General features: G+C 56.8%; 13 protein-coding genes and 1 tRNA gene. 5 read left to right on the top strand and 9 right to left on the bottom strand.

Annotated elements, in window-relative coordinates:
• Nucleotides 1-282: 282 nt before the first annotated feature.
• Nucleotides 283-921 (top strand): LysE family translocator, encoded by a 639-nt coding sequence (locus ACYU0X_RS04990; RefSeq protein ID WP_461902299.1) that lies wholly within the window; start codon nt 283-285, stop codon nt 919-921.
• A 258-nt stretch (nt 922-1,179) separates the two neighbouring features.
• Here the strand turns inward: ACYU0X_RS04990 and ACYU0X_RS04985 are convergent, their stop codons facing one another.
• Both ACYU0X_RS04985 and ACYU0X_RS04980 read right to left on the bottom strand, forming a co-directional pair.
• A complete protein-coding gene (locus ACYU0X_RS04985; RefSeq protein ID WP_461902298.1) occupies nt 1,180-1,881 on the bottom strand; it encodes a GNAT family N-acetyltransferase in 702 nt (233 codons plus the stop codon).
• Nucleotides 1,882-2,224: 343 nt separating this feature from the next.
• Nucleotides 2,225-2,626, bottom strand: coding sequence for a nuclear transport factor 2 family protein (locus ACYU0X_RS04980; RefSeq protein ID WP_461902297.1), 402 nt, complete (start codon nt 2,624-2,626; stop codon nt 2,225-2,227).
• A 508-nt stretch (nt 2,627-3,134) separates the two neighbouring features.
• On the opposite strand from ACYU0X_RS04980, the gene ACYU0X_RS04975 reads away from it, so the two are divergent.
• Complete coding sequence (locus ACYU0X_RS04975; protein WP_461902296.1) at nt 3,135-3,785, top strand: HAD family hydrolase; 651 nt, start codon at nt 3,135-3,137, stop codon at nt 3,783-3,785.
• A gap of 75 nt (nt 3,786-3,860) precedes the next feature.
• Here ACYU0X_RS04975 and ACYU0X_RS04970 read toward each other — a convergent pair whose 3' ends face one another.
• The 7 genes from ACYU0X_RS04970 to dusB form a co-directional block, all read right to left on the bottom strand.
• A complete protein-coding gene (locus ACYU0X_RS04970; protein WP_461902295.1) occupies nt 3,861-4,781 on the bottom strand; it encodes an aminoglycoside phosphotransferase family protein in 921 nt (306 codons plus the stop codon).
• 353 nt (nt 4,782-5,134) lie between these two features.
• A complete protein-coding gene (locus ACYU0X_RS04965; protein ID WP_461902294.1) occupies nt 5,135-5,635 on the bottom strand; it encodes a GNAT family N-acetyltransferase in 501 nt (166 codons plus the stop codon).
• A 132-nt stretch (nt 5,636-5,767) separates the two neighbouring features.
• Nucleotides 5,768-6,253 carry a hypothetical protein gene (locus tag ACYU0X_RS04960; protein ID WP_461902293.1) on the bottom strand — a complete coding sequence of 162 codons (486 nt, stop codon included), beginning with the start codon at nt 6,251-6,253 and terminating at the stop codon, nt 5,768-5,770.
• Nucleotides 6,254-6,438: 185 nt separating this feature from the next.
• Nucleotides 6,439-6,511 (bottom strand) — tRNA-Asn (locus ACYU0X_RS04955).
• Between the two features lie 53 nt (nt 6,512-6,564).
• Nucleotides 6,565-8,445, bottom strand: a complete 1,881-nt coding sequence (gene dnaG / locus ACYU0X_RS04950; RefSeq protein ID WP_461902292.1) for a DNA primase — start codon at nt 8,443-8,445, stop codon at nt 6,565-6,567.
• A gap of 83 nt (nt 8,446-8,528) precedes the next feature.
• A complete protein-coding gene (locus ACYU0X_RS04945; RefSeq protein WP_461902291.1) occupies nt 8,529-9,812 on the bottom strand; it encodes a deoxyguanosinetriphosphate triphosphohydrolase in 1,284 nt (427 codons plus the stop codon).
• A gap of 38 nt (nt 9,813-9,850) precedes the next feature.
• Nucleotides 9,851-11,047 (bottom strand): tRNA dihydrouridine synthase DusB, encoded by a 1,197-nt coding sequence (gene dusB / locus ACYU0X_RS04940; protein ID WP_459274668.1) that lies wholly within the window; start codon nt 11,045-11,047, stop codon nt 9,851-9,853.
• 102 nt (nt 11,048-11,149) lie between these two features.
• On the opposite strand from dusB, the gene ACYU0X_RS04935 reads away from it, so the two are divergent.
• The 3 genes from ACYU0X_RS04935 to ACYU0X_RS04925 all read left to right on the top strand — a co-directional run bounded on the left by ACYU0X_RS04935 (nt 11,150) and on the right by ACYU0X_RS04925 (nt 13,837).
• On the top strand, nt 11,150-11,611 hold the full coding sequence (locus ACYU0X_RS04935) for a hypothetical protein (protein WP_461902290.1): 462 nt from the start codon (nt 11,150-11,152) through the stop codon (nt 11,609-11,611).
• Nucleotides 11,611-13,233: a DUF5671 domain-containing protein gene (locus ACYU0X_RS04930; protein WP_461902289.1), complete on the top strand. Its 1,623-nt coding sequence runs from the start codon at nt 11,611-11,613 to the stop codon at nt 13,231-13,233. Before ACYU0X_RS04935 ends, ACYU0X_RS04930 begins: the two co-directional genes overlap by 1 nt.
• 160 nt (nt 13,234-13,393) lie before the next feature.
• The gene (locus ACYU0X_RS04925) at nt 13,394-13,837 is read left to right on the top strand and encodes a ribosomal protein L7/L12 (protein ID WP_461902288.1); all 444 of its coding nucleotides are present in this window, start codon (nt 13,394-13,396) and stop codon (nt 13,835-13,837) included.
• The last annotated feature ends 262 nt before the right edge of the window (nt 13,838-14,099 follow it).

Below are 14,099 nucleotides of genomic sequence, written 5' to 3'. Positions count from 1 at the left end.
GCATTTCTCCCTCAATGGCTAGTTGATAGGGCGAGCAAGAGCGGATGCACGATTGCGCTTTAGGGATCTTCCGCACGACAAACTTGAATCTTTTGAAGATTACTTGAGTTTTGCGCTTAGCCTCACAAGGCGTTCAGTACCTCTGTTCATGGTTTGGAATCGGTCTGAACCGTTCCCTCCTCTTTGTTACTCTAGGAGCGATTCAGAAGTAGTTCGTTGCTAAGGGACTGATTATGAGTCAATTGCTAGAGCCGCAAACAAGACCACCGGTAAAATCATCCAATGATCACCGCAGCCCAAGCCATCGGCCTAGCTCTGGCCTCAATTGTTCTCATAGCCGTACCCGGCCCCAGCGTCATGTTCGTTGTCGGCCGCGCATTCAGCCACGGACGAGGCAACGCATTAGCTAGCGTTCTAGGTAACGCCATTGGCTGCTTCACTGTCGGTGTGGCAATCGCCTTCGGGCTCGGTCCACTGCTGGAACGCTCAGAGATTCTGTTCCAGATCATCAAATGGGTTGGTATCCTCTACCTCGTTTATCTCGGCATTCAGGCAATTCGGCACGCAGCACCAGCGGCGGAATCGGCGACGAAGGAACTGAAAAACAACTCCACTTGGAACGCGATTCGGACGGGAACAATAGTTGGTCTAACCAACCCCAAAAGCTTTATCCTCTTCACCGCTGTCGTGCCACAGTTCATCGACACCGGCCGGGGCAACGTCGCGCTACAAATTGTCGTTCTTGGCATCATCCCCATGTTGATCGGACTGATCACAGACTCGGTATGGGCACTGTCGGCCGGTCAAGCCAGAACCTGGCTCGCCAAATCTACTCAACGGATGACCACCATCGGACGCATCGGTGGGGCATCCATCATTGGCGTAGGAATCTCCATCGCTATATCCGGCGACCACCGCTAAGTACTTAACGAGTAAAGCTACAAGCCTAGGCACTCGGTATCGGCCACGTGGTTTGCCCACCGTCTTCGGCGTCCGTGTATGGCACCTTCACCGGGCATTTTCGCGGGCGGGATACACGGCACGCTCGTCATACCTGTGAGTACAGAAATCAGTCAGTTTGTCAGTTTCCGAAGTCCTCAGTAAAACCGTCCATAGTCCTCAGCACTGCGCCGAGCCGCCCGTAAGAGGAACCTCCTGCGGGCAGTTGAAGGGATGCGCCTAGAGAATAACGCTGGTTTGGGTTCCTACGTATTCAAATCCTGCGCGAAGTGCCGTACGAATCGAAGCGGGATTGTCCATGCGGGCGCGCCACTGCGGAATGAGAGCGCAGTTCATTGCTTGTGTCATTGCGATTGCAACCGCATTAGAACCCAGCCGACTTTGCCGCTTATCGGGCGCTGTGAGGACTCCAAGGTGAGCCAGTTTGCCTTCCCAAATGTCGTAACCGGCACCTGCCAGTGGCTGTGGCCCATTGTCGCACTCGCTGAGTAGGACAAAGGTACTCTCCATCTCGCTCAAGCCTACTTCCGCCGAATCGTCGGGAAGGCAGATGTTCTCCAGTGCGATAGCGTGCTCTTGCTCGCGGCTCGCTGTCATTCGGAGATTTGGGGTCGGTGGCGCTGTGTCGCAGTAATACAGTTCCGCTTCGCCGAGAGCCTGGCCGCCATAGGGAGCGCTGATTTCCATCAGTTTCGCATGACTGGCAAGTTCGGCGTCGGTCAAGTTTTGGGCTGCTTCTATCGCCCAGGAAGGGCCAACCAAAACCCCAGTCCCGAACAAAGAAACAAACATTAGCAGGGCACTATCGTCCTTTTCGCGATACACCCGATTGCCTTCGATTCCCAGAGCCTCCGGAGGGACACCAAGGATCTGTGCCCAAGCAAATTGAATACTTGTGATGGTGCTGGGTTTTAGCTTCATCCAGAAAGACTAGCGGATTCGAGAAGCGAGGATTACTTGACGAATTTCGAGGAAAGAACGTGAATAATGATTCAGGCCAAGTATCAATGGACCCCAATTTAGCTTCCTAGCAGCCGGCTTGATTTTGGGTTGCTTTCTCCCATAAGCCCCATACCCAATCAGGAATTTTCACATTCCCGTAAGCCGGTCGTTCACCGGTACAAGTTCAGTCGACTTGGGACACTGTCAAATCTGTCGGATTCCGAAGTCGTCAGCACTGCGTCGAGCAGACCGAAAGGTGAATGGCTACCGGGGTAAGGTGGGCCGAACGAGTCACCTTCGGTGGCAGGTCGTCGAACAGAGCTCAGATGCTGGGCGGAGAGCCGGGCCGCAGGTGGTACCCATCTTTGACGTGTGAGTAGTCTCGTGCTGTTGTTACCAAGCCGGAATCGTCGAATGTAAGGACTGTGCACCCCGAGACCGTTATTGGCTTGTCCCGGATAAACATGACGACCCAGTACTCGACGGAGGCTGAACTTCCATCCACAAGCGGTTCACCGAACCATGTCTCTGCCGGTTTGGTTTCTTCTGCGAAGCATTCCTCCAGATAAGCGCGAAGGGCACTAGGCCCGTGCAATGGCCTAAACATCGATGCCCAGTGGTCGCCATCTTCAGCCTGCAGCTCGACAATTGCGTCTGCATCCTTGAGTGGCCACGCCTTGGCCCAAGTCCTCGCCCAGCGTTGTGAAGCTTCGATAGTTTGCATGTTAGTTTCCTCGTGACTTAGATGAGCGGAGGCTGGTGGATTTTCGAGAGGAGGAGCAGCCAAGTTCCCAAAAGACAGGCAGTTGTTTGCAATGATACTTTCGGCCGAGCGGATTTACAGCGTACGTTCTTCTAGCATTGCCATGTGCAGATTAATCCACGTTGCCCCGTAAGCCGGTGCCGGTGGGCAACGAGGTCTGAAACGAAGCAGAAAGTCGGCTGTGGATTGAGGATTAGTATAGCCGCCGGTGGTTACATTCCAGTCAGGAATGGCACCTGCGTAGATTTTGAGCTACGGCTTCGCGGTCAGCAAGACCTAGATGAATACCAAGAAGCCATCCTCACGCTGGTTCCGCGGAGTAGGTTACGCAACTAGGAATTGCGGAGAAGCCCAGCCCGGTAGATGTGCCGTAATACGTACTCTCAACAGGTAGTTTCCCATATTCCGAAGTAGTCGCCAGCATGGAGCCCGTCAAGCACGTTCATAGTTACCAAACTAAGATGGAGCGATGCTACTCCTCGTTGATTTGGATAATACGCTGGTCGACCGCGCTTCCGCTTTCGATTCTTGGGCTACCGCTTTCGTAGAGTCAATCGGGAAATCCAAGTCGGATGTAGAGTGGCTCATTCAAGCCGACCGGGACGGCTACGAACCTCGGGATTCACTGGCGCACGCGATCCATGAACGGTTTGAATTAGAAATGGCCGTTGAGGGCATTTTGGACCGGCTACTCTACGAACACGTGGACTGGTTGACGATGGAAACTGCAACTGCGCAAGCACTCAGAAATGCCAGCGATCACGGCTGGAAGATAGCCATCGTTACCAACGGAACAACGTCTCAACAGTGGCTCAAGATCCAGAAAGTTGGGCTTGATTCTTACGTGGATGATGTCGTCATATCCGAAGCTGAACAAGTCAAGAAGCCGAACCCCGAAATTTTCCGGATTGCGGCTCGGCGACTAGGCTCCGACCTATTAGGCGGTTGGATGGTCGGCGACCATGCAACCGCGGATATTGCAGGCGGCCAAGCAGCAGGTCTACATACCGGCTGGGTCTCACGTGGTAAAGAATGGTCAAGAGAAACGATTTTTCCGACCCTGACCGCGGACACCGCTGCCGAAGTCAACGATGCTATCGTTCGCATTAGGAACTACTAGCGTGTTGGTGCTGACTAAACAGGCCGGACATTTCCCTCTTCTTGGGGAGCCAAAAACAGTCGTTACTGGTCGGACTCATTCACGTCGGGAACTCTCCACAATCTCATGGTCGTTGAGAATACGGGTTAAGGTCGATCGCCCAAGCCTGCTCATCGTGGGGTTCGATTTTCTGTAATACCACACTAGACCCATGGCTTGCTCGAACGCCCACGCCGCACCACGCCTCCACTCCAGATCATCACATATTAAACTTTGGCGAAGAAGACTGCGTCTTTCTGCGTCGAGCAAATGCCACGCACATACCAAATCAAGCGCAGGATCAGCGGGAGAGAATCCCCCACCATCCAAAACGCCCACTAAACGGTCGTTTTCAACTACGAGATTTCCGGGAATCAAATCGCCATGCGTCATGGCTTCCTTTCCCGCACGGGGCAATCTTCTGAAACTGGCCCAAAGTTGTCGAAGCTCGTCAACAGGAATCAGCCCCTGGCTTTCTTGGAAGCAGACCTCTATCCATTCGTCCGAGTCTGCCAGGGTCCCGCCGCGCCCGGAACCTGAGAACTGTCGTCCTGTAACGTCAGCAGTACGAAGTGACGTAATCAGCTCGGCAAGGTCACAGGCAAATACGTCCGAATGGGCCACCCCGTTAGGTGTAGTTACTTGGCCCGGGATCCACGTTTGAATAGACCACGGCATCGGGTAATCATCTGTGGGTTCCCCTAAAGCGATTGGCTCCGGTGTAGGCACGGTAGAAAACACAGCTAGCTCTCGTAAAGCTGCTGATTCTCTTGCGATATGAGCTTCTGCAAGGTCTAGGTTTTCAGCTAGAAGCGGGAATCGAGCGGTGAATTCAGTCCCGATGCGAAAGATCGCATTGACTGTGCCATCGGACCTAATTTGCTGGATTGGTTCACGTCTATACTCCGGAAACTGGTCAGCAATCATCCGTGCAGCAAGTCGCTCGTCAATCCGCAGCTGATTTTCATGCATGGCCATATCAATCACCCTAGTTCAGAAAATGAGGTGTCGGCCCTGGAATTGTCACCTTTGACTCGGCCCGACCGCCCACCACAGGTGTCGCAACCAACCTATAGACGGAATTAGACAGTCACATCGTGGCCTTCGGATCGCCAATGGCTCGATCATCACATCTAGATCTGACACGTTGGATTCATGTCGCGATAAACAACGCGCGGTAAACGCCCGCGGCACTGGCACCAAAATCGTGCCAATCTGCGCGTCTCCTTTATCTTCCTCGCATAGTTGCAGAGCCGTAGTGGTGTGGTTTGCATCCATCACACGCCACTTTTCGGAATCTGACTAGGCCATTCGCCATCAGAACGATAAAGCTATCGCTTCTTTCGGAGTTCCCGAAAGAAGCGTTTCCCTTCGCGGCCATCTAGCTCCTCTGGACGTGCCGGACCTAGTATGCGGAAACCCGACTTGGTAAGGACCCGCTGCGATGCTGGGTTGTCGTCGGCCGCTACTGCGCTAAGCGAATGGAGTTCATATTCTTCAGCCGCCACTGCACATAACCTAATAATGGTTGAAGTCGCCACACCACACCCTGTCGCTTTCTGCGCCATCCTATAACCCAACGAAGCCGTTCGGTTCTGAATGTCATAAAGGTTAAAACGGCCGAGCACATATCCGTCATCGTCGAAGAGAACGAAGAAGGCGCAATCACCATTCTTCTGCTCCTCCAATAAAGCTCGGTGACGATCTTGAAACTCGTTGAAATAATCATCACCACGGTCCGGGACCCACGCCGAGAAAAATGCGCGATTCTCCATTTCAAATGTCAGAATCGCTGGTGCGTGGCTATCATTCAATATTTGCAAACTTGGCATTCCGTAAGTGTAATTGTATTTCGCTCAGGAGAAAGGCCATGACCCGCATGCTGCTCTTGACCCTTATCGCCCGTGATTTATATGGGTTCATGGAACGTCAACACGTGGAAACGCGCCATCGTAAGCTACCATCTAGGACGTTGTCACCTTCATTTGAGCGACCTCCCTCTTCAGCTGCCACAAACGTATCAAGCCAACAATGACGTTGAACGCAAGAAATGGCAAAGTCCAGACCCACTGAGTCCAAACGAATTGCCCCTCCGACGTCGTCGAAACGATTACCTCGTCGGCTAAAAGTCGGTCGATCCATGGCAGCAGGAGTAGCTCACCGTAGATAGGCGTAAGAAACCATGCGATCCCTGCCGCGGCAAACCACCAAAGCTTGCGGACGCGGTTTCCGGCCTTGAACAGGAGCGCTCCAAAGCTCAACACGAGCATCAGCGGGACCATAGGGAGACCTGAAATACCAAGCATCAAGCCGGGTAGGAGCAGGTGCGGGACCAGGTATGCGAGAACAAAAATTCCGATCAGAACCAATATTGCCTTGGAGTTGTCGATCGCTAGGGTTCGCCATGTGACCGATGTTTCAGCCGTGCCCGGGAAGCGGATCATGATCATGATGCTACGCCTTGCTCAGTGTCCCGCGTAGGGACCATTCTGGGGGTATGTGCCAAAAGGGGAACGAACCGAACCTTCCAAGGTTAGGTTCACATCCCCTGTGACACATAACCCCTTGTCGGTGCACTCTGAGTGATTAAAAGGGAAAACCCCGATCCTCAGATGAGGATCGGGGCCTTAGTAAGCTCCTCCAACTGGACTTGAACCAGTAACCCTTCGATTAACAGTCGAATGCTCTGCCAATTGAGCTATGGAGGATCACAACGAGATAATACTTTACACGAACCCTAGTGGATTCCAAAATCCAAAGCTTAGGTCCCTCGGAGCACCCTGCGACGCGTCTCGAGTTCCATCAATTCGCGGTTGATCTGCACGTATTCTTCGCTCGTCGGGTCCATTTCGGCACGTTGCAAGCGCCCGATAAGCTCGGCCTTGCGGTGTGTGATCTGCAACTCAATGAGCCCGTTGATGATATCCGCACAGTAGCGGGCGAGGGTGTCCTCATCGGGGGCAGGAATTACGGAGACCGCTAGCTCTGAAACGAAGGGGCGGAGTTGCTCCGGGACCTCGTCACGAATTACTTCCACCCATGAGGCGGCCGAGGCCCCGGCCGCGCTGGCAGAGACGATTCCGTCGTGGATCGCCGAATGCGCAGGCGCCATGAAGCGCGCTTCATAGAATGCTTGCCACTGCTCATTCCCCAAACGTTGCGGTTGCTGAATCACCACTTCTAGAGCTTGGCGTTCAAGACGCATGACGGGATCTCGGAAGTCGGGCCGTTCGAAAACGGGCCCAGCCGGGGCAGCTACCTCCGGGCTCTCCGGCGCCGGGTGCTGGTGCTGGGGCGCGGCCTTGGGTAGTTTGGCACGTTTGATGGCCGCGCCCACCGCACGGTTCACGTCCTCGTTGGCCATACCCAACCAGCCAGCCAACTCACGGCTATAGGCAGGGCGGATTGCCGAGTCACGTATTTCAGCCACGATCGGCGCGGTCTGCCGCAGTGCCTGAACTCGACCCTCGACGGTGTTGAGATTGAACTTCTTCAGCTCGGCGCGAATGGCGAATTCGAAGAGCGGTCGTTTGCGTTCGATGAGCTCTCGTACCGCTTCATCACCGCGATGCTGGCGCAAATCACATGGGTCCGCACCGGTCGGTTCGACACACACATAGGTCTGAGCGATAAAGCGCTGGTCTTCGGAGAACGCACGTAGCGCCGCCTTCTGACCGGCAGCATCGCCGTCGAAGGTAAAGATCACCTCGCCACCGGTCCCGTCATCCTGGAGCAAACGACGAGCAATCTTGATGTGGTCGGTACCAAAGGCCGTGCCACAGGTAGCGACCGCCGTGGTAATGCCGGCTAGGTGGCACGCCATCACATCGGTGTAGCCTTCGACCACCACGATCTGCCGGCTCTTAGAGATCTGCTTTTTGGCTAGATCGATGCCATAGAGCACCTGCGACTTCTTATACAGGGAGGTTTCAGGGGTATTGAGGTACTTGGGCCCCTGATCATCCTCGTAAAGTTTGCGCGCACCAAAACCGATCGTGGCTCCGGAGAGATCCTTAATTGGCCACACGAGCCGACCACGGAAACGGTCATAGATTCCGCGATTTCCTTCGGAGAACATCCCGGTAAGTTTTAACTCATCGTCGATGAAGCCCTTGGAACGTAGGTGCTTGTGTAGTGAGTCCCAACCCTTCGGCGCGTAGCCCACGGAAAACTGTGTGGCTGCCGCCGCGTCAAAGCCACGGCCGCTAAGGAACTCCCGTGCCGTGGCGGCTTCCTCGCTGTTGAGGCTGAAGCGGAAGAATTCTTCGGCAACCTTGTGCGCGTCCAGTAGACGCTGACGCTTGCCGTATTCCTCCTTATTCGGCCCGCTACCACCATCTTCATAGCGCAATTCGTAGCCGATGCGGGAGGCCAGCATCTCCACGGTCTCGCTAAAGGTCGAGTGATCCATCTTTTGCACGAAGGCGATGACATCACCGGACTCGCCACAGCCAAAACAGTGGAACGTCCCAAGTTGCGGGCGTATATGAAAGGACGGGCTGCGCTCATCGTGGAAGGGACAGAGGCCCTTAAAGGACCCAATGCCCGCAGATTTGAGCGTGACATAGGATTCGACGACTTCACGAAGATCGGTGCGGTTACGCACCTCGTCGATATCTTCTCGTTTAATCAGCCCGGCCATACTCCCCATTCTAAAAACTTACGCTCCGCACCAACGGGTGCGGATACGAGATGTGCACCGCATCCTGATCGAGTGCGGACCACCTAAAAGAGCTTCTCGGTGAAGCTCTCTCCCTTGACCAGGGTCGCATGCCATTCTTTGGCCGACGCATCGGTGAGTGAAGCGACTTGATCGATCACCACGCGAAGCCGCGCGGCGTCATCGGCAGCGTCACGCCAGTCGGCGGCGAAGATCGGCTCGAGGTACTTATCGTGCGTTCCAACCAAGAGCTCAACCAGTTCGGCTAGTAACACCCGTTGCCCCTGGTACAGCGGCTGGCGCTCCTCGTTGGTCATCACATAGGTCGCGGCGATGCCCTTCATGACCGCGATTTCCTGCATCGTTTCCTCGGGGATGATTAGTTCCGCGTTATAGCGCGTCAGCTCACCCTGACCGTACTGGGCGCGGGTTGCATCCAGAGCGGCCTGGCAGAATCGGCCAATGAATTGGCTAGTCATATCCTTCAACGCGGCCATGGAACGACGCGACCCATCGGCATGAGGCACCCACTCGGCGAAGTCTTCAAGCCGCCGCATGGCGCGGTCGATATCATCCTCGCTGGTCTCGCGCAGGTACCAATCGCGAGTCACGCTAATGGCCCTGCTTCGCTGGGCCTCGTCTCGTAGCCAGCGTAGCTGAAGCCGGCCACCGACGATGGCGTCTTCGACGTCGTGAACCGAGTAGGAAATATCGTCGGCGAGGTCCATCACCTGCCCCTCCATGCACACGCGGCCGTCCGTTGCTTCCGGCACCGAACGCAACCAGGCAAAGACCGGATGATCGTCGGTGTAGACGCCGAACTTTTTGCTCTGTTTGCCGTTGATCACCGGCGCATCTTCGCGCAGCCAGGGGTACTTGCAGGCGGCATCCAACGAAGCACGAGAAAGATTGAGTCCTGCCGACCGCCCGTTATGGCGGAACGTTTTGGTCTCGAGGCGGGTCAGCAAGCGTAGGGTCTGAGCATTGCCCTCAAAACCACCGATGTCACGGGCCAGCTCGTTCAACGCCTTTTCCCCGTTATGGCCGAAGGGAGGATGGCCCAGATCGTGCGAAAGACAAGCCGTGTCCACCACGTCCGGATCGCAGCCCAGGGCGGCACCTAGTTCGCGACCCACCTGTGCCACCTCGAGAGAATGGGTTAGCCGGGTGCGGACAAAGTCATCCGAGTACGGGGCCACCACCTGGGTCTTGGCACCAAGGCGTCGTAGCGCCGAGGAGTGCAGGACGCGGGCGCGGTCGCGTTCGAAGGCGGTGCGGTAGGACTTCTTGGCCGGTTCCGGAACCCAACGTTCCTGATCGGCCTCGGTATAACCGTTAAGCTCGGGCATGTTTCAAGTCTAGTCAGCCCGCTAGCTGTCGGTGACCGTTATCCACCGGAGATGTCCAGTTCGGCGGCTTTGATCATGGCTTTGTGTTCCTCGGCCATCTCTCGGGAGTTCAGCCAGCCATCGGGGAGGTGGGTCTTCTTCGGAGTTCCGGCTCGACCACGAGTGCCTTCGGCAGCCGCACCAGGATACGGCAGATCGAGATCCAGTTCGTTGAGCAGTTCGCGTAGCCGTTCGAGGGAAGGAACCTGTGCCAGCTGGGCACGAATTTCGCCGCCCACCGGGTACCCCTTGAAGTACCAGGCAATGTGCTTGCGAATATCACGCATACCCTTGCCCTCATCTTCAAAGAATTCGGTCAACAGTTCACCGTGACGGTAAACGGTTTCGGCGACCTTGCGCACGCCAGGGCGGAATCGTTCCTCGCGTCCTTCGAAGGCTGCCTGCAGGTCCCCGAAAAGCCACGGGCGGCCCTGGCAACCACGGCCAACCACGACCCCGTCGATTCCGGTTTGCTTGACCATTTCAAGGGCATCTTCGGCGCTGAAAATATCTCCGTTGCCAAGCACGGGGATATCCGGCAGAGCCTCACGCAAGGTGGCAATGGAAGACCAGTCTGCCTTGCCCGAGTAATACTGGCGGGCGGTACGCCCGTGAAGGGTTACCGCTGCCGCACCGTGATCGCGCGCAATCTTGGCCGATTCCAGGTACGTCAGGTGATCCTCGTCGATGCCCTTGCGCATCTTAATGGTCAGTGGCACATCGCCCTTGGCCGCTTCCTCCGTGGCCGCAGCAATGATGGAGGTGAACAGGTCGGTCTTCCACGGCAGGGCCGAACCGCCGCCCTTACGGGTCACCTTCGGTACGGGGCAGCCGAAATTGAGGTCAATATGATCGGCTCGGTCTTCCTCGACGACCATGCGCACGGCGGCGCGAACGGTATTCGGGTCGACACCGTAAATCTGAATTGAGCGCAGATCCTCGTCGTCATCGTGGGAGATGATGCGCATGGACTCGGTATTGCGTTCCACAAGGGCCCGGGCGGTGACCATCTCGGTCACGTACACTCCCCCACCGTATTCACGGCACAACCGTCGGAAGGCACGGTTGGTAATACCTGCCATGGGGGCAAGGACCACCGGAGTTTCGATGGTGTGCTTGCCCAGCTTCAGCGGCGGCAACTGCACGGTGCCGGGGCGCTGCGACGACTGGGAATCAACGGGGGAAAGAATGCTCACCGATTCATTATCTCAAATGGGAGCAAATCGGCCATGAGCTACGCCTCATCTTGTGGCCAAATTGTGCTGTTAACTGCGGCCGTACGGGCGGAGAATTGGAGCATGAGCGAGCATTCCGTTCCGGGGCGCCGCACGCTGTGGGCACTGACGGCGGTCGTGGTGTTAATCGTGCTGGCGGCACTCATCGTGCAGGCCGCACGACCACTGACTGTGCAATATCCCGCGCAAACTCCCGAGGGTACGGTGCAACGCTATGTCACCGCCCTGCTTCACGGCGAGCGCGATGTTGCCGCTGAATATCTGGCCGATCGTAGTGATGACTGTGAACGGTACCTGTACGAAGTTCCTCATGACTTGCAGATTCAGCTGAAGTCCTCCACGGTCGAGGGCGAGCGTGCCACGCTGGTGGTGCGCATCAGTTATGCCGGCGAACGGGCGCCGCTCTTCGGCTCCGACACCGGCTATGAGGACCGCTTCGAATTGGTCAATCGCGGGTCTTGGCTCATATCCACGGCACCTTGGCCGGTGGGAACGTGCCAACCCGGCGAGCCGGAGTTTGACTAATGGACGGGCAGACGACCGCAACTTCTAGCGGTTTAGGCGTGGTGCGTCGGCTCGTAGCCCATGGCCTTTTACTAACTCTCCTCTTGCTTGCGGCCAGCGGCCTGAGCAAGCTGGCAACCTCCGCGCTGACACTGCTTAATGGTCGTCCGGACGTGGAGCCTTTGCCGGTGGGTCTAGCACAAGCAATTATCGCGACTCCCTTGGCTTGGTTGCTCTGGCGCTGGCTTCGCCGTTCACTGCCCGGGGCGCGGGGTGCCGATGGAGTCATTTGGGCATTACAGTCCGCGGCCATTTATCTCATTGCACTCATTACCAGTTCGGTGACCCTGTTTGGATTGGTCTCCGACGTCCTCGGCGGTGACGACGCACAGTGGCCGCGCGGGCTCGGGGTCACCCTTGGCTATGGTGCGCTGTGGTTTTGGCAGTATCGCGTGTTAATGCGCCCGGGCTTTCAGCCGGATCGCCCAGAAGCCTTGTCCTGGGTGCTGGGCAATACCTATGCGATGGTGCTAACCGCTGGGGCTAGCCTGTCGTTGCTGCGGCATAGCCTTGAAATCCTCTCCGGAGGACTCGAGGAGCCCTTATTGGTGGGCTCTTACTCCTCTGCTATGCGTAGTGCCGCGGTGTTCGCCCTAGGCGGGGCGCTGATCTGGTGGTGGCACTGGCGCACCCTACGCGCCAAGGAGAATCGGCGCGGCTTCGCGACGGTCCTACTGCTTTTGGCGGGACTGGTTTTTCCGGCTTTGACGGCGTTGCTTTCGCTCGCAACGGTGATCTCGCTTGTGTTGCCGCTGCCACCGGACGGTGCGACATGGTGGCTCCGAGTCGTCGACGGCGCACCGCTGGCGATTGCCGGTACCGTGATCGGCCTGTTCTTCTGGGTCTTTCACTGGAATGCCGCGGCGCTACGCCCACCGAAGGTCCGCACCATTGGAGAACAGGCTCTCAGCGGGATCAGCCTCACGATGACCGCTACGGGCGTAGGGATCCTCATCAATGCTCTGCTAGCCGGTTGGGCACCACCGCTGATCGGTGAAGGTCCGGCGGGACTCGTGCGTTCGGGGCTCGCCTTGGTCGTGGTGGGCGCGGCCGTGTGGGTGCGCTCTTTCCGGCCGTTGCAACAGCCAGTTGTGGCCGAACGGCGTATCTACCTTGTCTTGGTCTTTGGGCTCAGCGCGGTTGTCGCGCTCAGTGCCTTGCTCGTCGTCGGCTATCGAGTGTTTGACCATATATTGGCTCCAGACGCTGCCGAACAGTCTCTACTGGGTCTGGTTCGCGCGCCACTGGGTTGGTTGCTAGCCACGGTGCTGGTCGCTGCCTATCACTTTGTGTTGTGGCGTCATGATCGAGCGTTGGCTCCTGCTTCGGGCAACTTAGTTCCACGTCGTGTGCTTCTGATCGCCCCGGCGAGCGCCGAGCCCTTGTGGCGTGATCTTCAGGCGTTGCCCAATGTACGGGTACGTTGGCTCCAAAGCGAGGGCTCGCGATCAGAACTCGCCTTTTCAGAAGACAGAATTCACGAGGTACGTCAATCGGTGCAGCTCGCTGAGACGGACCTAGTGTTGCTCACCGACTCGGAGCACGAGTGGCGCCTGGTGGAGTTACGCTCTGCGCCTTGGTAGGCAGAGCTGGAGCTCATCAAAGATATGTGCCTCCAACAAGCTCGTTCAATCAGCTTCGTTCACTCCCACTGTTATTGGCCAATAGCCACAAACCTGAGCGTTCGCGCAACGCCGGCTCCTACTCTTTCGTAGGAGGGAACGGATCTCGTAGGGTGGAATAATGAAGTGGATCATCCTCGCACTGGTCGTTCTTGCCCTGCTCGTTATCGTGATCAGGCTCGCGAGACCGCGGGTCGAGAGTGATCCCTATGATTCCCCGGCGGCACGTCCCGGGACAATTCACGAGATTGATCAACTCGTAGCCAATGGCCAAAAGGTCGCGGCCGTGAAGAAGTTGCGGGCAACCGATCCAACACTGAGCCTGCGTGAGGCTAAGGCGCGCATCGACCGTTGGCAACCGGAAACCAAGCCGTACTCCGTCGCACCCGGAGCACAACAACAACCGGACAGCAATCCGTTGCCTCCCCATGTAATTGTTGAAATCGATCAGCTGGTGGCGGCCGATAATAAGGTCCGGGCCATCAAGGTCCTTCGCGAACACACTGGCCTCGGCCTACGCGAGGCCAAAGCCCGCATTGACCGCTGGGTTCCGGGACGTAACTAGCTAATGCTCCCCGTGTGGCACAACAGGACTTGGAGCAATGCTTCTCGTTCCATCGCGGTGCGCTGTCCTACTGCGTTCATGAATATCGATCAGCAAATCCTCGACGCACCGTCCGGCTCCCATCCTGCAGGTCTATCTGCTGTTTAGCGGAACGTTCGGCATCCTCAATCCAGACAGCCGACTTTTCGTCCGGTCAGCCCGAGAGTCCGGGGTGCAGGTGGATTATTTTGAAGGCGCTGGCCAGCTTCATGTGTATCCGCTC

The sequence above is a fragment of the Glutamicibacter sp. X7 genome, assembly GCF_054889245.1.
Note: the sequence above shows the minus strand (reverse complement) of the source record. Positions and strands in the feature narration are given on the sequence as shown.

Excerpts from the sequence above, each read along its gene's own strand:
- ACYU0X_RS04990 (WP_461902299.1), top strand. The coding sequence starts at position 283 with ATGATCACCGCAGCCCAAGCCATCGGCCTAGCTCTGGCCTCAATTGTT.
- ACYU0X_RS04985 (WP_461902298.1), bottom strand. The coding sequence starts at position 1,881 with ATGAAGCTAAAACCCAGCACCATCACAAGTATTCAATTTGCTTGGGCA.
- ACYU0X_RS04980 (WP_461902297.1), bottom strand. The coding sequence starts at position 2,626 with ATGCAAACTATCGAAGCTTCACAACGCTGGGCGAGGACTTGGGCCAAG.
- ACYU0X_RS04975 (WP_461902296.1), top strand. The coding sequence starts at position 3,135 with ATGCTACTCCTCGTTGATTTGGATAATACGCTGGTCGACCGCGCTTCC.
- ACYU0X_RS04970 (WP_461902295.1), bottom strand. The coding sequence starts at position 4,781 with ATGGCCATGCATGAAAATCAGCTGCGGATTGACGAGCGACTTGCTGCA.
- ACYU0X_RS04965 (WP_461902294.1), bottom strand. The coding sequence starts at position 5,635 with ATGCCAAGTTTGCAAATATTGAATGATAGCCACGCACCAGCGATTCTG.
- ACYU0X_RS04960 (WP_461902293.1), bottom strand. The coding sequence starts at position 6,253 with ATGATCATGATCCGCTTCCCGGGCACGGCTGAAACATCGGTCACATGG.
- dnaG (WP_461902292.1), bottom strand. The coding sequence starts at position 8,445 with ATGGCCGGGCTGATTAAACGAGAAGATATCGACGAGGTGCGTAACCGC.
- ACYU0X_RS04945 (WP_461902291.1), bottom strand. The coding sequence starts at position 9,812 with ATGCCCGAGCTTAACGGTTATACCGAGGCCGATCAGGAACGTTGGGTT.
- ACYU0X_RS04935 (WP_461902290.1), top strand. The coding sequence starts at position 11,150 with ATGAGCGAGCATTCCGTTCCGGGGCGCCGCACGCTGTGGGCACTGACG.
- ACYU0X_RS04930 (WP_461902289.1), top strand. The coding sequence starts at position 11,611 with ATGGACGGGCAGACGACCGCAACTTCTAGCGGTTTAGGCGTGGTGCGT.
- ACYU0X_RS04925 (WP_461902288.1), top strand. The coding sequence starts at position 13,394 with ATGAAGTGGATCATCCTCGCACTGGTCGTTCTTGCCCTGCTCGTTATC.